This window comes from Flavobacterium algoriphilum (assembly GCF_048158655.1).
GTDB classification, from domain to species: Bacteria; Bacteroidota; Bacteroidia; order Flavobacteriales; family Flavobacteriaceae; genus Flavobacterium; species Flavobacterium algoriphilum.
In genome coordinates this window covers 790,862-811,735 of the sequence record NZ_JBLNKY010000001.1, presented here as the reverse complement: position 1 = coordinate 811,735, position 20,874 = coordinate 790,862, and the positions used below count along the sequence as shown (strand labels likewise).

Sequence of the window (20,874 nt, the reverse complement as noted above, 5' to 3'; positions counted from 1 at the left end):
TTATATCAGTTTCCGTTCTACAAAAAGACTAATTTTATATCAAATATTTAGAATGGATTTAAAAACGAAATCAATAGGACTGGTACTTTCTGGCGGAGGTTCGAAAGGCATAGCACATGCTGGTGCAATTAAATTCTTGGAAGAGAAAAACATCTATCCTTCTCGGATTGCCGGAACAAGTGCAGGCTCAATTGTTGGTGCCTTGTATGCGTGGGGAAAAACTCCCGACGAAATCTTGGAATTTTTTAAGTCTATCTATCTTTTTCATTGGAAGCATTTTACCTTTACAAAAGCAGGTATCATAGATTCTGAATCTTTCAAAAGTTATTTTCATACTATTTTCAAGGATGCCTTATTAGAGGAACTAAAAATTCCAATTCATATTATAGCCACTGATATGGTTAGAGGAAGACTAAAAATATTTGGTCCTGAAACAACTATTATTGATGCTATTTTAGCTTCATCAGCATTTCCAGGAATTTTGTCTCCCTATGAAATTAAAGGAAAATTATATAGTGATGGTGGCATATTAAATCATTTCCCTTCAGATATTTTACAAGGACAATGTGATACCGTCATTGGAGTTTACGTAAGTCCGCTTCAAAAAATTGAAGCTAAAGATTTAAACTCTATAAAAGCTGTAACTACTCGCGCATTTGATATCCTTTCGGCAAATTCAAATATGCACAAATTCAACGTTTGTGATTGGGTTATTGAACCGAAGGATTTGTGCCTCTACAGTACTTTTGAAACGAATAAGATTAAAATGGATGCCATCTTCAACATTGGCTATGAAGCCGCAAAAAAATCTTACGGAAAACTTAATTTATAAATTTTAAGTAACACTTTTTTTAAAAAACAGAATATGTCTATATTTGCACCAATCAACTCAACACAAAAATGAAATACAAAAGAATTCTTCTAAAACTAAGTGGCGAAGCTTTAATGGGCGACTTGCAATACGGAATTGACCCAAAAAGATTAGCTGAGTATGCTGACGAAATCAAGCAAATTCATGAAAGAGGAGTAGAAATAGCCATTGTAATAGGTGGTGGAAATATTTTTAGAGGAGTTGCTGGGGCAAGTGCAGGAATGGATAGAGTGCAAGGTGATTATATGGGAATGCTAGCTACTGTTATTAACGGGATGGCATTACAAGGCGCACTGGAAGAAAAAGGGATGAAAACCCGTTTACAAACTGCGCTCAAAATGGAATCAATAGCGGAGCCCTATATAAAAAGAAGAGCGGATCGTCATCTTGAAAAAGGAAGAATTGTAATTTTTGGAGCAGGAACAGGAAATCCTTATTTTACAACAGATACCGCAGCCGTTTTACGTGGTGTGGAAATTAATGCTGATGTAATTCTAAAAGGAACCCGTGTTGATGGAGTATATGATTGCGATCCGGAGAAAAATGCCGCTGCAATAAAATTTGATTTCATCTCATTTGAAGATGTTCTTAAAAAAGGATTGAATGTAATGGATACCACAGCATTCACATTAAGCCAAGAAAACAAATTACCAATCGTGGTTTTTGACATGAATAAAGTAGGCAACCTGTTGAAAATTTGCGACGGAGAAAACATAGGAACAGTAGTAAATATATAAATAGATTATTAGATACTTGAAAGTCTAAAAATCCAACAGTCCAAGAAATTAAAAACCTAAAAAAATGACCGAAGAAATTGAATTTATATTAGATAGTACTAAAGAATCTATGACCGGTTCTATTGCGCATCTAGAAAAAGAATTTTTAAATATTCGTGCTGGAAAAGCATCTCCAGCAATGCTAGGAAGTGTTTTTGTAGATTATTATGGGTCAGCAACACCGCTTTCACAAGTATCTAAAATCAGTGTTCCTGATGCAAGAACGATTACTTTACAGCCTTTTGAAAAAAATATGCTGCATGTAATTGAAAAAGCAATTATGGTGGCAAATATTGGTTTCAATCCTATGAATAACGGGGATGTGATCATCATAAGTGTTCCGGCATTAACGGAGGAAAGAAGACGTGATCTTGCTAAACAAGCAAAAGTGGAAGCTGAAGATGCTAAAGTTGGTATTCGTAACGCAAGAAAAGATGCTAATACTGATATTAAAAAATTAGAAAAAGAAGGAACATCAGAAGATATTTGTAAAAGTGCCGAAGAGGAAGTTCAAAACTTAACCAATAGTTACATCAGAAAAATTGATGAACTTTTAGTTTCGAAAGAAGCTGAAATCATGAAAGTTTAACTTTTAAAAGCCTTGAATTAAATAAAATTGAGTAGTTTTATTAGATAAACAACAATTAATTAAACAGTTTAAAGAATATTCTTGAAACTGTTTTTTTTTTGGGGTTTTAATCCCAAAATCTTTTTACTGTCACATTTAATTTGGTGTACGACTAGCACTTTAAATCTTTTTTATCACATAAGTCACGATTCCCCAAATGATCAATTGGTTTTCTTCGGTGACTTTTATAGGCGAATAATTGGGATTTTCAGGCATGAGATACAAACAGTCTTTCTCCAGCTGAATGCGCTTTACAGTAAATTCTCCATCAATAAAACAAATCGCAATTTTATTATTTTGAGGTTCTAAACTTCGATCTACCACAAGAACATCTTTGTCATTTATACCCGCATCAATCATCGAATTTCCATTGACTTTGATATAAAAAGTAGCCATAGGATTTTCGCTTAGTTCTTTGTTTAAATCGATATTTGCCTCCATAAAATCGGCAGCCGGAGAGGGAAATCCCGCCGAAACACCTTCGGACACGAAAGGGACTTTTAAGTCACTTTCAAAATCAGGCAGAAAGAATGTTAGTTTTTGTTCTTTGTTTATTGGCATTTTATTTCGAGAATCTCTTTAAAATTAGTGGTGTATTTAGGCGATAAATGCTTCTGGTTCATATTCCAAGTCAGACTTAAATTTTGAGTAGCCAATTTTACTTTTTTGTCTCCAATTTTATTATTGAGACGATCCATCACTTTCATTAACTCCAAATGTTTTGGATTTTCCTCATCGAATAGCTGCAATTGTTTTCTATTTTCATCAATAAGTTCCGTAACAATAACGCCCGCTTTCTTGAATTTTATATTTTCATTTCCTTTGTATATTTTTTTCAGAATAGCAATCGCCGTATTTGAAATTGTCAAAGTAGAATTGGTCGCATAAGGCAACGTAACCGCCATATTAAAATAGTATTTTGACGTTTGCACCGTATGCTTATCGATCACTAGCATTACAATAATCGTATGACAGCAAGACTTTTGTTTTCGTAATTTCTCTGCACAAACCGATGCAAAAGTTGCAACGCGTTCCCGCAATAAATCAAAATCAGAAATCTGTTTTGGAAAGCTTCTGGTAATAGCAATGCTTTTCTTTTGATCCACAAGAGGTTCTAAATCCAAAACTGATTTTCCTTCTAATTCATATTTCAACCGAAGACCGACAACTCCCATTTCTTTCTTAATCCAAGCTTCGTGTTGTGGAGCGATAAAATCTAATGCAGTGGTAATATTCTTGGCTTTCATCTTTTTATTCATGCGATAACCAATCCCCCAAACGTCTTCAATCTTGGTCCATTTCAAAGCTTTGATGCGTTTTTGATCAGTATCGATTACATAAACTCCCTCTGTTCTGTCCTGAAATTTCTTGGCGATCTTGTTGGCTACTTTTGATAATGCTTTCGTTGGTGCAAAACCAATACAAACAGGAATTCCTACCCATTTTTGCACACGGGTTTTCATCTGGACTCCATAATCATGATAATCGGAAACGTTCAGACCATCAAAATTCAAAAAGGCTTCATCAATACTGTAAATTTCGACATTCGGCGTAAATTGATCTAAAATCGACATCACTCGATTGCTCAAATCGCCATAAAGGGCATAATTCGAAGAAAACAATTTTACATTTTTCTCTTTTACCAGTTCCTTGATCTGAAAAGCGGGAGCGCCCATTGGAATCCCAACAGCCTTAGCTTCATTACTTCTGGAAATCACGCAACCATCATTATTTGACAATATCGCAACAGGCTTCCCAACGAATTGAGGTTGAAAAACCCTTTCGCAGGAAGCGTAAAAATTGTTACAATCGACTAAAGCATACATAATACAAAATTACTCAATATGCCTTTATGCGAGTTAGTAATAAAAGTTAATTTTGGGATTGTTGATAAAAAAAAAATCAGAAAGCTTATTTTTATTTTTAAAACAAGGTCATAAAAAAATGAAACAATAGGTAGTTTTTAAAACTTTAAAGAAACTAACTATTGGTTCATTTTTATCTAAGACATATAAAAGAGTCTAAACTAAATTATATATATTGATTTATAATATTTTCAAAAAGTTCTTGATTTCCGCTTTGTAAATTAAGTTCTCCATTCTCTTGAGCAATTCGGTATAACGCTTGTAAGTCTAACTTTCCTTCCTCAAAAGCTTTCCCGTTTCCAGAATCATAAGAACTGTATCTTTCCGTTCTTAATTTTTCGTAAGGAGATGAAGTAACACCATATTATAGCATTCCGCAATGGGTTGTGTTTTTCGTCAACCATAACCAATCCATGCATTTGATACGAGATACCAATACCCGTTATCATAGAAGCTTCAAAATTGGATTCCTTAAGGGCTCTTTTTGTTGCCGCGCATATATGTTGCTACCACATTTCAGGATCTTATTCGGCCCAATTTGGGTGTAATGACACAATTTCCATTTCATTTTGAGGCTCGTGTAAAACAACTATTTTTTTACCCGTTTTTGCTTCGACCAAGGCTACCTTGACGGAAGAACTTCCTATATCATACCCTATATAATACATAATTTATAATGATTCTCTTATTATTAAATTTGTTGACACATAATATTGCATCGGTTCGTCATTTGTAATAAATTCGGCTCCTTTAGTTCCTAATTCCTTAAAATCAGTCGAAATGACTGAAACTCCTTTGTAAATAAATTTCTTCATAGGGGTTTCATTGTACGATAAGAAACCTACATCTTTTCCTGGTTCAAAGTTTTTTTCTCGACATTGTTCTAAGAATATCCCAAGGATTCTGTCGCTTACACTAATATATGCTATGTTTTTTCAATGTTAAAATCATCGGCATTGGTAATAATTTTAAAATCAAACTCGAATTCTCTACAAAATTTTTTAAAAAAAGTAACCGTCTCTAAGGGGTGATTTGTAAAAGCTGGATAGACAAAATTAATTTCTTTGTATTTTCTAAATAAATCAACAGCCTCTTTCAAAGATTCGAAAAAGGCTTTTCCAAAATCTTGAAAAACATAATTATTTTTAGGTTTTGAATGTATATTCCAATCAATGAGCAATAATTTTTCATTTGGAATAGCGGTCAAGACAGAAGCTACTTCTTTATCATCAAAATTCATCACTATATATTTATAAATACTTCCCAACACTATTGTTAATGATCGTCTTAAAATTATCGATATTATAATGATGAAAGGTGAATTCTTTTACAAATAGGATTACAATAAAAAACCCATAAAATGCAAATCCTTAGAGTTGCATTTTATGGGTTTTTATTATTTTAACTCAATCAGAATCAAAAGAAAACTTCCTTGTTATTACCAATTAAACGGCAAATACCAGTTATTTACATTCATTAATTTAGCACGTACTTGACTTGCTTGTGAATTACCTTCCCTATTAAGTTTATCATAAATTTTATCAGCTAAGAAAGCAGGATCGTTTCTACGTAAACCGATACGGACTAAATCTTCCCAACGGTTTCCTTCGTAAGCCAAATTCAAAGCAGCTTCATCAATGATGTTATTTTCAATAGAAATTAAACTGTCTCCTACTATTGCCGCTCTTGGTAAATAGGCACGGCTTCTAATACCTCCACCACGATACCAATTAGCTCTATAATAAGGAAATTCTCCTTGACGAGCATCAAAATCGTAAGGAAAAGCCTCCTTAGTCTTCATCGCATTAGTCACATCAGCTGTAGCACTATTAAGTGCCCCACGATTATAAGCTGCTTTAATACCATTATTTAAAATAGCATCTGCAATTCGATGTTGTCTATCTCTGTTAGCCGCTTCAGCATAACGTAAATGTAATTTTTCTGCACGATATAAAAACCAATCTCCTTCGGTTTTAAATGGATCGGCTGCGGTTTCAGATTTGTAAAGGTATTTCATAATCACAGGATCACCACTTACCGTCTTGTAAGTAAATTTTGGACCACGCGCATCATAAGGGATGCCATTACTTTGAGTATTATTATTCCAAAGATAGATAGCACGTTGCGATGGTTTCGCTAAATAATTCCCCGACGTTTTCGAAAAAATAGCGATAAAAGGATTTGCAGGTGCAAACCTACTATCAAAAGGCAATGACCAAATCCATTCGGTATTCCATACAGCATCTTTACTTCTAGCAAAAATAGACCTCCAGCCTTGTGTGTCAGTATTAAGCAAAGTAGTCACATCTGGACTTCTTGTATAATTAACAAGCAAATCATTATTACCACTTCCAGCAAAATTACTTATCCGATACACCTCATAACGCTCAGTATCACTTCCACTAGTAGATGCAGTTTCCAAAACGGTTTTATAATGTGAAGCTGCTTTTAAATAGTCGCCTTTCCAAAGTTCTAAATCTCCTAATAGACACTCTTTATTGATAAAGAATTTAGCAGTATTATACCCATCAACAGTAATTACCAAACTACTTCCTGCTTCATATTGTTTTTTATACGTAAGTCCCTCTGTAAAAGTAACCAGCTTATCTACAAGTTGATTAAGAGGAATCCTTGGATATTTACTTACATTTTTAACATCATCTAAAGTTTCAATAGGTTCTGTGATATAAGGCACACTTCCAAAGTGTATCCCTAATTGCAAGTAAACCCAAGAACGAATGCATCCCACATCGGCGTAACGTTGCTCGTACTGCGCCTGTGTAAATTTTTTATTAGCGAGCATGATGTCGAAATTTTTAAGCGCATCATTACAATTTTGAATTACTTCATAAAATTGTTTCGGATTAATATATGGATTTTCTGCCGTTTCATTATGCTCAGACAATTCCTTTAAATAAGGACTTGAATTGCTTGTTGTAGTCATTAAATCCGCGCGCATTTCGTTCAGCATTACGTGCTTTTCTGCAAGAGCCATGAATTTACCATAAATCCCTATTACAGCTGCATCAGCGTCAAATACATCTCGATATACTTGAACTCCTGTAAGCTTATCCTCGGGTTGCACATCCAGATAGTCTTGACAAGAGCCTAGGCTAAGTAGCAGTACCATAACCGATAATATGGGCATGATGCTTTTTGTTGTTTTTGTTTTAATTGTTGTTATCATCTGTATGTTATTTCTGTAGTGTAAATAATTAAAGTCCTAGACGCAGTCCTAATTGTAATGTTCTGAATTGAGGAGCTAAACCTATATCTGTTCCTTGGCCAAATATAGAGGAAGTAGCACTGAATTCAGGATCATACCCAAGATATTTAGTAAACGTAAACAAGTTATTAGCACTGGCATACAGCTTGATATATTTAATGTACTTCCTGTCGTTTACAGCGAAATCATATCCTAACACTACCGTTTTAAGTCTTAAATATGAACCATCTTCAATCCATCTGTTTGAAAATTCAGCATTCCCCATTGGATCTCCCCAAGTTGCTTTTGGAATATCAGTTAGTTGTCCTTCTGCTCTCCAACGATTAGCAACAGCAGTACTTTGGTTTTCGTATCCACTCATTTTTTCCAGATTGTAACGCAATCCATTATAAATTTCATTTCCTATGGAAAAATTAAACAATCCCTGAAGACTAAAACGCTTGTAAGTAATATTAGCCGAGAAACTACCTACTACATCTGGATTAGGATTCCCAATGACCATACGGTCCTTGTTATCAATTACTTTGTCATTATTAGTATCTGTAAATCGCATATCACCAGCTGTAAAAGGAACTAATTCACCATTTGACAAACGTTTATTTAAACCAGCTGTAGTAGCTTCGGCAGTTGTACTATATACTCCGTTACTATTTAAACCATAGAATAAATTAGCATCTTTCCCCACTGATGTCAAATAAGTAGCTCCAGCAAATTGAGTAAGTATATCACCACTTGGCAAGCTTTGAATTTCGTTTTTGTAGCGACTTAGATTCAAATCAAAATCAACAGTAAAATCAGCTGAATTAATAACACGTGCTTTCAATGCCAGTTCGGCTCCTAAAGTACGCATTGCCCCACTATTGGAAACAGCATAATTAAATCCGCTTGTATTACTTACTGTTTCATAAGTAATCATATTCTCCGTTTTATTGGAAAACACATCAAATGAAGCATTAATACGCTCATTCAATATACCTAAATCAGCACCTAAATTGAATTTTTTTACTGTTTCCCATTCTAAGTTTGGATTCCCTATATTTCCTCTTACCAGACCTTGTACACCCAATAAATTTTGAGAAACATAGTATTGTTGTGCAGTAAAGTTTCCGATATCATCATTACCGCTATGTCCATAACTAGCTCTAAGTTTTAAATAATCAATAGCCTTTAAATTTTTCATAAAGCCTTCAGATGACACTAACCAAGCTCCCGTTATGGAAGTCATAAGTGCCAATTTATCAGCTCCATTTGACTTTTCATCTCCAAATCTACTTGATCCATCAACCGCATAACTTGTTGTCAAGAAATATTTGTGACGATAGTTGTAATTTGCGCTGGCATAAACATTTAACCAATTCCATTCTCCTAAGACTCCTCCTACTTGACGTAGCAAGTTAGATCCAGCACCTACACTTTTAAAATCATCTGTAGAAGAATTGTACCCTAAACCTAAATCACTTTCTGATGTATTACTTTGAGTTCTAACTCCAAAACGCACCTCTAAGTTGTTGTCATTATTGAAACTTTTAAAGTAGTTAGCATAGGTATCTGTATAAAGACTTTTATAACTTTGAACTTCACTTCCGGAACGATTCGTTCCTATAGCAGTAGGAAGAACAATATTAGCTACACCATAATCTGGAATAAAGAACGTTTCTCTTTCTTTATTAAATGTTAACCCTAAGATAGAACTAATATTCCAAGCCTTATTTAAAGCATAGTTTAATTTAAAATTACCAAAGAAGCGGTAATTATTATTCGTTCCAAAACCATTCTTTAAAATCGCATTTGGGTTGCTTACATTAAAATAATCTACATCAGCCAAATTCGGTGATACTTCGCCAGCGTCATCAATATTTTGCTGATTTAAAAAGGGTGACTTAGTAAGTGCTAAATAAATAGGGCTTGTTTTGTAAGCAAATCCTTGATCCCATTGATTCTGAGTATTATTGATAAAAGACAGGTTAGCATCTACAGTAAGTTTCTCAGTTAATCGTAATGCTGCATTTAAACGAGTACTGTATCTTGTTGTATTGGTTTGTTGAACAATCCCCTTACTGTCAACATAGCCTACAGACAAACCAAACTTTGCTATATCATCTCCTCCACGTACTTTTAAGAAATAATTTTGATTTGTACTTCCCTTAAAAACTTGATCTTGCCAATTCGTATTATTGTGATATTTATAATACCCTACAGAACCTACATTATCGTTCATATATGGCAACGCAGCTACTTGCTGTTGTGACAGACCACGAGAGGCTTCTAATTGAGATAGATGAGTACGATAGCCATTTGCATCAAGCAAAGGCAACTGATCAGGAGCTTGATTTACTCCTCCATACATGGTAAAATCAATTTTAGTTGATAATTCAGTAGCACGAGTAGTAGTAATATTAATTACTCCATTAGCTCCTTTAGTACCGTATAGAGATGATCCGTCTTTAATAACTGTTACATCCTCAATATCTTTAACATCTATATTAGTTAAAGGAGAAGAAATGTTATTTTGTACAATTCCTGAGCCATAATCTTCATCATCATAAATCATTCCATCTACTATAATCAAAGGTTTGTTAGTAGCATACAATGAATTAAAACCACGTAATGATAAATAGGTACCCGCTCCTGGAGTTCCAGAGTTTCTAACCGTGTTTAAACCAGCCACTTTTCCTTGAAGAAAACCTCCAATAGATTCATTTACAGGACTAGACCATTGATTTTTTTTAAAATTAACTACGCTATTTGCACCCGTATTATCATATTGCATTTTCTCTCCTGACGGAAGATTAGCGATTTGATAAGCAGGAGCATAATAAGGCTCACTTAAGAATATTTCTATTCCTGATACTTGTTTCTTTAGAGCGTATACTTTAGCTTGAAAATCTTCACTACCACTAATTTTAAGTATTGCATCTAAATTTGGCACTCTAATCTCAAAGCTACCATCATCATTCGTAATGGCTGCCGAAAATCCCTCGACAGCAATGTTAATTCCGGATAAAGCAACTTTGGTTTTTGCATTTTTCACAATGCCTTTTATTAAAATTCCTTTTACTTTTTTATTTTTGGTTGGGATTGCAGTAGTAATTGAATCCTGAGTCTTTTGTGCATACAATGGCACATAAAGTTCCCCGGAAAAAAACATGCTTACTAGGCAGGTTAGTTTTATAATTTTTAGCATAACTAATTTTTTATAGAATATTATTTAAGGACAGGAACAAATTTCAAATAATCAAGAGTGAGGGAGTTGTTCCCGTTTGTGGAAGTATTAGCAGCGATTAATGAAATCAAATTTATATTACGCGCCTTATCTAGTGTGAATTCGCCAATATATACGGGTTCATAAAAATTAGGCTGAACACTTATGGGACCTAAAGTACCATATCCCTCAGAGACAGTTCTAGTACCATTGACAATTGCATATTTTCCAGCAAATCTTAAACTTTGTAACACTGCATTAGTTTGGAAATCGTTTATTGCTCTCCAATACACTTTATAGGTAGTACTGTATAAATCTTTCGCATCATAATCCAACATAAACATTGCCGTACCTGGGTTTTGTACGATGACATCATTGAACAAACCTAACGGATCTTTTTTATCGCGATAATAAATGGCACTACGTGGTCCATTAATAAAACCAACATTATTGTTTTCCCCTTCAATTTTTGTAGTAACTAAACGTTTTGCTAGAGGAACATCTACTTTTTTCATGATGTAAACTATACCATTACTTAACTGTATTGGTTCACCTACAATTTGTGTTTTGTCAATAGGAACCTCAACACCAAATCTTGAAGTTAAAGTGGCTGGCAATTCATTCAATTTATAAGCTTTAGGAAAAGCCATATCTCTTAATGTAAAATACTTAGAATAAATTGCTGTTGAATCAGTTGTCGGTACGTTTGATGTTTTAATCAAATAAGGTTTCATCTTATCCACTTCAGCATTATACCCTGCGTCTTGCATTAAAAATAAAGTGTATGAATTTTTCTCGTTATTCAAATTATACACATTTTTCAAATACGAATTAGATAATGAATCCGCAAGAAATCCTGGAACTGCACCTACTTTAGCATCAATATCAGCTTTATAAATACTAAAATTTTTTAAGCTCAATAAGTAATCGCTTGTTGCCGAAACACCTGCTTTAGAATTGATATACTGCCAAATGTTCAATTTAGGGGTAAGTGCTTTACTAATGATGTGAAACACTCCATTAGCCGCATAATGATCCGCTGTTACAATAGAAGCGTCATCAATCATAGTACTTCCTTTGAATGTTAAGTATTTATCACTAAACATTTTTATTTGTGTTTTCTCCCCACTTCTTACAGAAGAATAAGCGGTTAAAGCAATATGATTTGCAACAAATTGTTTAAGTGCCTTAGCATCATTCAGAATGAATTTATCCAACTGATAGATAGCCTCATTAGTAGGTGCAAAAACGGTATATGTCTTAGATTCAGCCAAGATTTTGTCATATCCCGTTTGAACGAGTAACGCGCCAAACAAGGATACTTCATTTGTATTTGCAATTGCCTCGCTCAGATTAACACCTAGATTAGCATCGCCATTGTTTTGACGATCATCCCAAGGATTAGAACAAGAGACTAAAGCTATAGTTAACAAGCTAACCAATAGTCTTTTATAATTTAAATTTAATACGATCATTTTTACTTGATTAAGTTTGTACTTGTACACTTTTATAATTTTAATAACCACTATTACTATTATCGCCGTTTGTGGCTTCCGCTTTTTGCACTAAATTACTGACCCCCACTGCCGGAAAACCTTTTCTAAATTTTGGCCATATTTGATCCATCTCCACTGGACGGAATTCAACCATATCCAGCCTGTCTGCATCAGCTGCACTACAACCAGCACAAGCATCTGTAGTAAATTTAATTTTATGCCTTCCTGTCGTAGGTACTTCTACAATACCTACAAGTCTACAATTAACATTATCTGCTTTAACAAATGGAAATATATAACGTTTGTAACCTTGCGACTCTAACACTCTATCAGCTATTCCCGTTGTAGTAGAAGAAGGATCATTTGCAAATTCTAAATGATTGATAATTCTAGAGGTTTGCACACCATCAAAAAACACCTTTGTATTAGTAGAAGCTTTAGAAGATGCTGCACGATAAGAAACCCATATTTTATAACGGCCTTTAATAATTACTGGGGTCTTAAATTCAATATCATTCAAACCTCCTGTACCCGTACGAAAACGAAAAATATTAAGAAGATCCCCATTAACTGCTCCACCATAAGGTTGCCAAGACATATTATAGGTTGTGTTTCCAGTCCAGGTAACATTACTAAGTCCTCCTAATACAAAACCGAAAGATGCTCCTCCAACTTTTCTGTAATTAGCAACATTGGCAGCCATTTCTGGTTGATTACATAAATCAAAATAAACGGGTGATGCAACACGCTTTTTAATGGAGAAATTCGCATCCACATAATGCAATACTCCATTAGAAGAAGTGACATCACTACTGTTTCTTATAATACCAATCCCTTTTTCAAGTACTCCATTAAAAATATCCTCATTTAATAAAATATCTTGTTTAACTATTTTTGAACTAATTACTTCCAACGGGGCTTTTGTAACAAACACTGCAGTTGTTGCAAAATCGGCTAAATAACTTAAACTCGGTATTATACGATATTGTACATACAAATTCAAACTATCTTCAGCTTTCGTGGGATCTTTTAGATGGCTATATCTTAGTTTTAAATTATCTAAAGTGTTTAATGTAATTTCTTTTTTAGTTGTCGGATTTATCCATTTAGCATTTTCAAATACTACATTAGATTGTGCTAACACTGTTAAAAAATTACCGACTTTATTAGCATCATAAGCAATCGGTTGGTTTAGTTTCTCATACCATCCAGTAGCTTTTAAAACTTCCGTAAACAAAGATAGATTTGGATCAGCTTCTATAGTCTGAGCCAAAGTTTTATCGGCAACACGTAACACTTTATCAATAACATGGATCACACCATTCCCTGCTGCTACGTTTGAGGCTACAATATTTGATGTTTTATTGATAGTTATACTAGAAACGTCATTGCTATTAGCTGCTCCTGTTATTAAATATTGACCCTGTAAAGTAGGCGTCGCAATTTTTCCATCCGTAAAATCAGTAGTACTAATTTTTTTATCTAAAATATGCAGTTTTGCTATATTTTGTAAATCTACTAATGGCACATCCTTTAATGAAGTAGCACCGATAGCTGTTAGATATTGCTTTACAGCATCATTAGTAGGAAGAAATAAGGTATACGTACCATAAGTATTCATAAATGATGCATAATTAGTAATATCCAGAATTTCTAAAAACATAGAATAATCTGGATTAGCTCTTAAATATTCGGTTATATTAAGAGTATCATCCGTACTTTGTTTTATTTTTTCAGGTGTACAGTTCAGAAACACTATAGTTATAAAAAACACTAAAGTAAGTCTCAACAGGCTAGGCAATCTTAAAAATCTTTTCATGACTTAATTTTTTTTATTTATAAAATGGATTTTGTATAAGTGCTTTATTAGTATAAAGTTCATACGTATTAATAGGTAAATAGTGACTGTTTGAATCCCTTAATTTTGCAATAATTGATTGTTGTAGATTTGCTGGCGCAGTTGCAACAGCTAAATCAATTAACAATTGTTTGCGTTCGTATTTATTAGCTCGGGAAACACGCAATAGATCATACCAACGTTTTCCTTCAAAAGCAAATTCACGTGCACGTTCCGCTAATATATAATCAATAATACCATTAGTATCACTTGCACCAACAGTTTGTGCTGTTTGTGCAAGGGCTTTACGGTTCGTACGAATATCAGTAATATTCTTAATCGCAGCTAACCCGTTATCTACCCCTCCTATTCTTGCTAAAGCTTCCGCTTGCATCAAGATCACATCAGCATACCGATACACAAACCAATGCGTATCTGAGTCTTGTAAGGCTTTTCGATCTTCACTATTTAAACCAGTGAATTTATAAATTTCACCTGTTGCGCCAACCAATGATGCTCTATCCCCACGAATATCTTTTTTATTAACAGGATCATCAAAATCAATCCCAAAAACATTATCCATCAAAAGTCCATCAGCCTTGAATTCTGGTCTTTGTAAAAAAATACTATGAAATGGTCCTCGATTAGATGTAGTGTATTGAAATTCAAAAATACTTTCAGTCGAATTTCCTTTAGCAAATACGGTATTAAACCAAGTACTCGCCGAAGCCTCAATCAATTTAAATTTTCCTGAACCAGTTACCTTTTTTGTAGCTGCCAGCGCTGATGGATAATCTTCTGTCCATAAATAAACATCTGCTAACATTGCATTAATAGCGTAAGTTGTTATACGCCCTTTGTTTGAGGCATTATCTCCATAATCTTCAACAGCATATTCATCAGCTAGTTTCAAATCTTTAATTACCTGAGCAAAAACTTCACTTTGTGTTCTAGTTGCTATTTGAAAATTATCCTGATCACTTAAAGTAGCCGTTAATTTTAATGGTACATCTTTAAAAGTACGAGCCAATGTAAAGTACAAATACCCTCTAATTGCCAATGCTTCCGAAAGAAAATGTTTTAATTGTTTATCCGTCAAGGTTGGATCCTCATTTTTAACCCCAGGTGCTAAATCAATTACTGTATTACAATAATTAATCGTTCTGTAAAATGCAGCCCAACTAGTTAACTCATTAGATGGAAGAATATTAGTATTCATAATATCTCTTTCGTCCTCGGTTACAAATACATCTTCAACCACCATACCACCTCTCAATTCCCCATACATAAATAAATATTGAGTCATTGTTAAATCACCCACTCCCGGAGGAGAGCTTAGCATCGACGAATAGATTCCTATCACGGCAGCTTGTATATCCTCTTTAGTTTTCCAGAATTCATCCCGAACAATTCCATCCTGAGGACGTAAATCTAAATAATCATCGCACGAACTTGCCGAAACAAAAAGGATTAAGATTGCTAATATTGTTTTTATTTTAGTTTGCATAAATCAAATATTTTTTATTTAAAAACGAGTTGTAAGACCAAATGTGAAACGTTTAGTAGGTGGTGTAGCAGCATTATCTATCGCAATGCCAAAAGGTCCAGCCCCTAAATTCACCTCAGGATCTTGTCCTTTGTATTTTGTAAAAGTATACAAGTTATCAGCTGTCAGATAAAATCTTAAATCTTCCAAATTTAATTTTTTCAACAGATTCTTTCCTAAACTATAACTAACGGTAACTGAACGAAGACGAACAAATGAAGCATCTTCTACATAACGATCAGAACCCAACCAGTTATATCCCGCACCATAAACAGCCCTTGGCATATTAGTCACATCTCCCGGATTACGCCATCTAGCTAAAACAGCTGTACTTTGATTACTGTAACCATACATATTGGTAGTTCTCATGTCAGTTCCATTAATAATATCGTAGTTAAGACGATAAGTAAAGAATAGTAATACTTTAAATTGATTATTAAAACTTACTGACGGTCCAAAACCTCCTGTTAGTTTAGGATTACTATTTCCTAAATAAACTACGTCACGACTATCAATGTTTCCATCTTTGTTGATATCTTCATAAATAGCATCTCCTGGTTGAAACACATAATCCGTATTTGGATAATTGAAACGCATCAATACTTCTTGACCATTAGGTCCTACAATTACATTTCCATTAGCATCTCTGGCTTTTGTTGCGTCAAGATCAGTATAAACTCCTTTAAATTTATATCCATAAAACGACCCAAAAGGATTATCCACTTGAAGAAAACGCTTAAACTCGCCATTTCTATCGGTGTTTCCACTTTCACTTGGATAATACTCAGAAATCTCTTTAATCGTATTTTTATTACCCGAAATATTAAAATTAAAATCTACTTTCCACTTTCCTGATTTATACGGAGTAGTATTAAGACCTATTTCCCATCCTGTGTTTTCCATAGATCCCACGTTTTGATCAGAAATATTATCAAATCCGGAAACGGTACTTAGAGCAAGATTTGCAAAAAGCAAATCTTTAGTAGTATTTTGATATATTTCAGCATCAATAGACAAACGTTTTTTAAACAATTGCAAGTTGAAACCTAGGTTTTTACCAACTATTGTCTCCCAACGTAAATTACTTAATTCCATATTTGTTGGGACAACTCCATTAACTCCTAAATATTGACTATCATAGTTATCATAAACATTAAAATAACGATAATCATAACGAGGTGCTCTACCGGAATGTCCATAACTAAGCCTCATACTTAAATCATCTACAAAATGTAATTTCTGCATAAATTGTTCCCCTGAAATTCTCCAACGTGTGGATACAGAGGGAAAATAACCATATCTGTTATTAGCACCAAATTTTGAATTACCATCAGCACGCAAACCAACATTCACAATATAACGATCTAACAAACCATATTGAGCACTTATCACTGCACCAACATTTCTAGATTGACTATTATTCGTAGACAAAGTTAAATCCGAATTTTGTGTTCTGGACGGATTTGAAGGATCTGTTAATAGAGACGAAGCAGTATTTGAGGTTAATGCTTGATGCGATGTATAGCGATAATCATTCGATTGTAATGACAAAACCGTTTGAAAAGTTTGGTCTTTCCCTATAGTGGGTGTATAAACAAAATTCGTCTTTGTAATAACATTAGAGGCATCAATATCAGCATCAGAAGCTCTATTCACCACTGTTTCTGTGAAAGGGCGACCTGTTGCATTTTGTGGTAAAAAGGATTTTGCCTTAGTATTGTTAAAATCAAATTGAAGGTCAAAAGTTGACATTAAAACATTAGGAATAATATCTACACTCAAATTAAAATGCGGAACTACACGAACTCCAACTTGATCATTAGTCGCATACTCAGCCATAGCTAGCGGATTGTAAGTCCCTGCAAAAGTACCTTGAACGTTTGAAGCTGGTGAGAAATAATTTGGAGTAAGATTTCCCATTGCATCATACTCATAAATACTCATATTTGGCATTTTTGTATAGGCAACTCCTCTTAGTCGGTCATCACTATCCTTTGAATTAGAATAATTACGTTGGGTATCAGTATACGTATAAGACAAATCCGTTTTAAATTTAATACGATCTGAAACTACGTAGTCTAAGTTTAATCTGGCATTCATTCTTTCTAAACCAGTACCTACAGTCACCCCTTTTCCTTTATAATAACCCACTGAGCTAAAATATCTTGCTTTTTGTCCACCACCTTGTAATGACAAATTGTGTTCTCCCGTAAAAGCTGCTTGAGAAATAGCATCTACCCAATTGGTATTTTGACTATAGTTCTTATAAAAATAAACTTCTTGTGGATCGTATTGAAATTCTTTAACCGTTAAAGTATTCAAAGGCACTCCGTTTCTATTCATAAATTCTTCAGGAATCAATTGTGAGTACTGATCGCCATTTAACATTGGAATAGTTGGAGGTAACTCCGCATAAGTTCCTTTAAAAGTATAGGTGATTTTTGGCGCGCTAACTCCCCCACGTTTAGTGGTAATCAATAAAACGCCACTGGCAGCACGAGCCCCCCAAATAGCAGTAGCAGCAGCATCTTTTAAAATAGTAATCGTTTCAATATCTGAAGGTGCAATATTTAATAAAGCCGCATAACCCTGTTCGTCAGCAGAACCAAAGTTAAAATCTTGAGGAATTGAAGTTTCGAATGGCATACCATCAACCACTACCAATGGGTCAGAAGAACCCGTGATCGAAGAAGTTCCACGAATCCGTATTTGCATACCAGCACCAGGATCTCCACTGGTGGCTGTGATATCCACACCAGGCAAACGCCCTTGTAAAGCCTCATCGATAGAGGCTGCTTGCGTATTTTCTAAATCCGCAGCATTGATACTAACAGCACTGGTCGTTCGGTCACGATCAGCAATTTTCATTATTCCATTGTCTGATGCCTTAGCCGAGATAACAACAATTTCCTTTAATGATTCTATACTGGAAACCAATTTAATCTTAATGGACACTCTTCCGTTAAGAGGCACACTTTGAGATTTATAACCAATAGTTGATATAAATAATTTATTCTTTGGATTTACACGTAATGCAAAATTTCCATCAGAATCAGTTATCACTCCTCCTACAGTACGATTCTCGCTATCCTGTTCCACAACAGTTGCTCCAGGAATACTTAGATTATCCCCAGCATCTAATACCTGACCACGAACCAAAGTAGCTGTGGTTGGCTGTTGTGCTAATGCAGGTATGGCTGTCAGCAAAACAAGGACAATTGTAAAACTGTAAAATATATTTGTAATTTTTTGTTTCATTTTATTCCGTAAATTTAAGATAGTTGTCTACTAAATGGATTAAGGATCTATCTGCTAAGTTATTACTGCTGGCTGAAATAAAATTAGCAGCTGGATTACTTCCTGAATTATCTTTAAATGATAATGTCCCAGGTGTGCTAATTATTTCAACATAAGTTTTATCGCCTCGAGTATTTTTTCTTAATGTTTCATAGAGCCCGGTAACAAGTCCGTCACTTGAAGCTGTCTTATTAGATATAATGTGGTAACGGATGAAATCGGCAATTAAATCTCTTTCTCCCTGTATTGTTGTAGCAGGATTAGCAGGGAGCAATTTAGCCGTTACTGCTCTTCCAATAGCTAAAGCATTGGGCACTATAAAAGTATAAGATGTACCTAAATCAACTCCCTCAATTTTACCAGTAGTTGCGTTATATACTGAAGAATTTAATAGATATTGATAAAAGTTATTAAATTGTGTATTACTTGCGGCTAGACGCTTAATTACCAAACCTTGTAATTCCTCCGAATATTGAGGTAGATTATCTACATAATAAGCTATTCCATTTTGTTGCACTTCTTTTCCGGTAACATTAACCGCGGTACCTAATGCTACATTACCCGCTGCGTAAATTTTGTTATTGCTCCATTTTATGTATTCTCCCGGAAGATCACTATCTCCCGAACGAATAATTCCTGAAGTAGTGGCAATATTATTTAACTCTCCATTGGGTGTATAAACGATACAATTGTAAAAAAGTCTTAATAATCTATTTCTAGCATTACTTCCTGTTATAGTTGCTCCATTTGTTGGAGAAACATAAACCCAATATAAACGGTTCGCATCGTATTCATAACCCAGACTTCTCAATATAGCATCAGATGGCAAGAAAATTGTAAATTTTCTATTTATATTACTAATCATTTCCCTATAACCTGAACCGTCGTTATATATTCTGGTTGCAAAACTATACTTAGGATCTAAGTAAGCAGAAGTATAAACACTAAAAAATAAATTTGATTTTTGAACTATATTAGAACCATAAAAAAATCCGTTACTTAAAACTTTTTTATCCGTAATATTAGTATTGAAATCAAATCTTAAATCTTCTTTTAAACCATTAATAAAATTCCCTTTCATACTTGGCCACACCGCACCTTGTACCATATGCGCATTTATCAAATCTTGAAAAACATATCTAGGCAGTTTATCAATCGAAGGGTAATTCTTAAGCAGAACGGTATTTATAAAATTCTGTAAAACAGCATTTTCAGGAACAATCATAGTATAAGCGTCAGCTTGACCATCATTATCTTCTGCTTTTAAATAATTTTCATTATTAGGTGCAAATACTAAAGAAGGATCATAGACCTTAACGAAAACATCATCAGATTTTCCACTATAATTACGATAAGTAGTTGTCGCAGTTTGATTAAAAATATAACTAATTAAATTATCTTCTATAATTTTACGAAAAACACTGTAGTTACTATTTTGTTCTAAATACTGATCTATATTCTGTAATGGAAGATTTACTTTATCTAATTCATGAATAAATCCATTTTCGGCAATAATATCCGCCTCAGTTACTTTCGCATCTAAAACATTAAATCCTGTATATTCTTTACTAGGATAGAAATAATTAAAATCATACGAACTTAAACCCTTAGCTGCAAAATATTCTTTTGTAAAATAAGTAATATACTTATTATTATTATCTCCAGAAATATAGTTAAGAGAACCATTACGGTTAGAGCCTACTATCACTTTGGGTTGACCATTTATTGTTTTAGTCAGAAATCCATCATAAAATGCTGTTCTTCTTCGAAAAGCGTTATCTACTACCCATCCTCTTGATGATTGATAGTCCGAAAGTTGCTCTTCTCGAAACGCATTGTATATAAGCGCATACCTTACAATCTTAGCAGCAGTAGCTGAATCAATTGCTGCCACGTTTGAAATTCCTTTTTCTTGAAAGAATTTTGCGAACGCTTCATCATTAGGAGCCATCATCGTCCAATACCCTGCTTTGCTCAAGATATCTTTGTATCCCGCTTTTCCTATTAGAGCCGTCAGGTTGCTGAAATTGCCACGCGCCTCCAGTTGTTGATAAATAGGATCTTGCAGACCTTCCGGACGTGCATAGTACTCATCAAATACGTCTTGACTGCAACTGGCCAAGAGAGCCA

16 protein-coding genes and 1 pseudogene are annotated in these 20,874 nt (G+C 34.2%); 3 read left to right on the top strand and 14 right to left on the bottom strand.

The annotated features are described in order from the left end of the window. Positions 1–52 precede the first annotated feature (52 nt). The 3 genes from ACM55G_RS03450 to frr all read left to right on the top strand — a co-directional run bounded on the left by ACM55G_RS03450 (position 53) and on the right by frr (position 2,236). Complete coding sequence (locus ACM55G_RS03450) at positions 53–832, top strand: patatin-like phospholipase family protein (protein ID WP_416842510.1); 780 nt, start codon at positions 53–55, stop codon at positions 830–832. A 68-nt stretch (positions 833–900) separates the two neighbouring features. Beyond that, positions 901–1,608 carry a UMP kinase gene (gene pyrH / locus ACM55G_RS03445; RefSeq protein ID WP_416842509.1) on the top strand — a complete coding sequence of 236 codons (708 nt, stop codon included), beginning with the start codon at positions 901–903 and terminating at the stop codon, positions 1,606–1,608. Positions 1,609–1,672: 64 nt separating this feature from the next. After that, positions 1,673–2,236: a ribosome recycling factor gene (gene frr, locus ACM55G_RS03440; protein ID WP_416842508.1), complete on the top strand. Its 564-nt coding sequence runs from the start codon at positions 1,673–1,675 to the stop codon at positions 2,234–2,236. A gap of 159 nt (positions 2,237–2,395) precedes the next feature. Here frr and ACM55G_RS03435 read toward each other — a convergent pair whose 3' ends face one another. The 14 genes and pseudogenes from ACM55G_RS03435 to ACM55G_RS03370 all read right to left on the bottom strand — a co-directional run bounded on the left by ACM55G_RS03435 (position 2,396) and on the right by ACM55G_RS03370 (position 20,866). Beyond that, positions 2,396–2,836 carry a LexA family protein gene (locus ACM55G_RS03435; RefSeq protein WP_416842507.1) on the bottom strand — a complete coding sequence of 147 codons (441 nt, stop codon included), beginning with the start codon at positions 2,834–2,836 and terminating at the stop codon, positions 2,396–2,398. Then, entirely contained in the window at positions 2,827–4,101 is a 1,275-nt protein-coding gene (locus tag ACM55G_RS03430; RefSeq protein ID WP_416842506.1) for a Y-family DNA polymerase, read from the bottom strand. Before ACM55G_RS03430 ends, ACM55G_RS03435 begins: the two co-directional genes overlap by 10 nt. A gap of 205 nt (positions 4,102–4,306) precedes the next feature. Further along, positions 4,307–4,498, bottom strand: a pseudogene (locus tag ACM55G_RS03425) (xylose isomerase); the annotation flags it as partial. After that, a complete protein-coding gene (locus ACM55G_RS03420; RefSeq protein ID WP_416842505.1) occupies positions 4,446–4,589 on the bottom strand; it encodes an FGGY family carbohydrate kinase in 144 nt (47 codons plus the stop codon). The gene ACM55G_RS03420 and the pseudogene ACM55G_RS03425, both read right to left, overlap by 53 nt. 75 nt (positions 4,590–4,664) lie before the next feature. After that, a complete protein-coding gene (locus tag ACM55G_RS03415) occupies positions 4,665–4,808 on the bottom strand; it encodes a hypothetical protein (RefSeq protein ID WP_416842504.1) in 144 nt (47 codons plus the stop codon). 3 nt (positions 4,809–4,811) lie between these two features. Next, on the bottom strand, positions 4,812–4,955 hold the full coding sequence (locus ACM55G_RS03410; protein WP_416842503.1) for a hypothetical protein: 144 nt from the start codon (positions 4,953–4,955) through the stop codon (positions 4,812–4,814). A gap of 110 nt (positions 4,956–5,065) precedes the next feature. After that, positions 5,066–5,380, bottom strand: coding sequence for a hypothetical protein (locus ACM55G_RS03405; protein ID WP_416842502.1), 315 nt, complete (start codon positions 5,378–5,380; stop codon positions 5,066–5,068). A 198-nt stretch (positions 5,381–5,578) separates the two neighbouring features. Then, complete coding sequence (locus ACM55G_RS03400) at positions 5,579–7,327, bottom strand: RagB/SusD family nutrient uptake outer membrane protein (protein WP_416842501.1); 1,749 nt, start codon at positions 7,325–7,327, stop codon at positions 5,579–5,581. A 28-nt stretch (positions 7,328–7,355) separates the two neighbouring features. Next, positions 7,356–10,550 (bottom strand): SusC/RagA family TonB-linked outer membrane protein, encoded by a 3,195-nt coding sequence (locus ACM55G_RS03395; RefSeq protein WP_416842500.1) that lies wholly within the window; start codon positions 10,548–10,550, stop codon positions 7,356–7,358. A gap of 20 nt (positions 10,551–10,570) precedes the next feature. Further along, entirely contained in the window at positions 10,571–12,043 is a 1,473-nt protein-coding gene (locus tag ACM55G_RS03390) for a fasciclin domain-containing protein (RefSeq protein WP_416842499.1), read from the bottom strand. 40 nt (positions 12,044–12,083) lie between these two features. Further along, positions 12,084–13,865, bottom strand: coding sequence for a fasciclin domain-containing protein (locus tag ACM55G_RS03385; RefSeq protein ID WP_416842498.1), 1,782 nt, complete (start codon positions 13,863–13,865; stop codon positions 12,084–12,086). A 31-nt stretch (positions 13,866–13,896) separates the two neighbouring features. Further along, the gene (locus ACM55G_RS03380; RefSeq protein ID WP_416842497.1) at positions 13,897–15,408 is read right to left on the bottom strand and encodes a RagB/SusD family nutrient uptake outer membrane protein; all 1,512 of its coding nucleotides are present in this window, start codon (positions 15,406–15,408) and stop codon (positions 13,897–13,899) included. 18 nt (positions 15,409–15,426) lie between these two features. Beyond that, positions 15,427–18,705 (bottom strand): SusC/RagA family TonB-linked outer membrane protein, encoded by a 3,279-nt coding sequence (locus ACM55G_RS03375; RefSeq protein WP_416842496.1) that lies wholly within the window; start codon positions 18,703–18,705, stop codon positions 15,427–15,429. Between the two features lies 1 nt (position 18,706). Then, a complete protein-coding gene (locus tag ACM55G_RS03370) occupies positions 18,707–20,866 on the bottom strand; it encodes a fasciclin domain-containing protein (protein WP_416842495.1) in 2,160 nt (719 codons plus the stop codon). Between the last annotated feature and the right edge of the window lie 8 nt (positions 20,867–20,874).

What these genes read in the sequence shown, in the direction of transcription:
- ACM55G_RS03400 (WP_416842501.1), bottom strand. Translation starts at nt 7,327, where the DNA reads ATGATAACAACAATTAAAACAAAAACAACAAAAAGCATCATGCCCATA.
- ACM55G_RS03450 (WP_416842510.1), top strand. Translation starts at nt 53, where the DNA reads ATGGATTTAAAAACGAAATCAATAGGACTGGTACTTTCTGGCGGAGGT.
- pyrH (WP_416842509.1), top strand. Translation starts at nt 901, where the DNA reads ATGAAATACAAAAGAATTCTTCTAAAACTAAGTGGCGAAGCTTTAATG.
- ACM55G_RS03395 (WP_416842500.1), bottom strand. Translation starts at nt 10,550, where the DNA reads ATGCTAAAAATTATAAAACTAACCTGCCTAGTAAGCATGTTTTTTTCC.
- ACM55G_RS03410 (WP_416842503.1), bottom strand. Translation starts at nt 4,955, where the DNA reads ATGAAGAAATTTATTTACAAAGGAGTTTCAGTCATTTCGACTGATTTT.
- ACM55G_RS03420 (WP_416842505.1), bottom strand. Translation starts at nt 4,589, where the DNA reads ATGATAACGGGTATTGGTATCTCGTATCAAATGCATGGATTGGTTATG.
- ACM55G_RS03375 (WP_416842496.1), bottom strand. Translation starts at nt 18,705, where the DNA reads ATGAAACAAAAAATTACAAATATATTTTACAGTTTTACAATTGTCCTT.
- ACM55G_RS03430 (WP_416842506.1), bottom strand. Translation starts at nt 4,101, where the DNA reads ATGTATGCTTTAGTCGATTGTAACAATTTTTACGCTTCCTGCGAAAGG.
- ACM55G_RS03405 (WP_416842502.1), bottom strand. Translation starts at nt 5,380, where the DNA reads ATGAATTTTGATGATAAAGAAGTAGCTTCTGTCTTGACCGCTATTCCA.
- ACM55G_RS03380 (WP_416842497.1), bottom strand. Translation starts at nt 15,408, where the DNA reads ATGCAAACTAAAATAAAAACAATATTAGCAATCTTAATCCTTTTTGTT.
- ACM55G_RS03390 (WP_416842499.1), bottom strand. Translation starts at nt 12,043, where the DNA reads ATGATCGTATTAAATTTAAATTATAAAAGACTATTGGTTAGCTTGTTA.
- ACM55G_RS03435 (WP_416842507.1), bottom strand. Translation starts at nt 2,836, where the DNA reads ATGCCAATAAACAAAGAACAAAAACTAACATTCTTTCTGCCTGATTTT.
- frr (WP_416842508.1), top strand. Translation starts at nt 1,673, where the DNA reads ATGACCGAAGAAATTGAATTTATATTAGATAGTACTAAAGAATCTATG.
- ACM55G_RS03415 (WP_416842504.1), bottom strand. Translation starts at nt 4,808, where the DNA reads ATGTATTATATAGGGTATGATATAGGAAGTTCTTCCGTCAAGGTAGCC.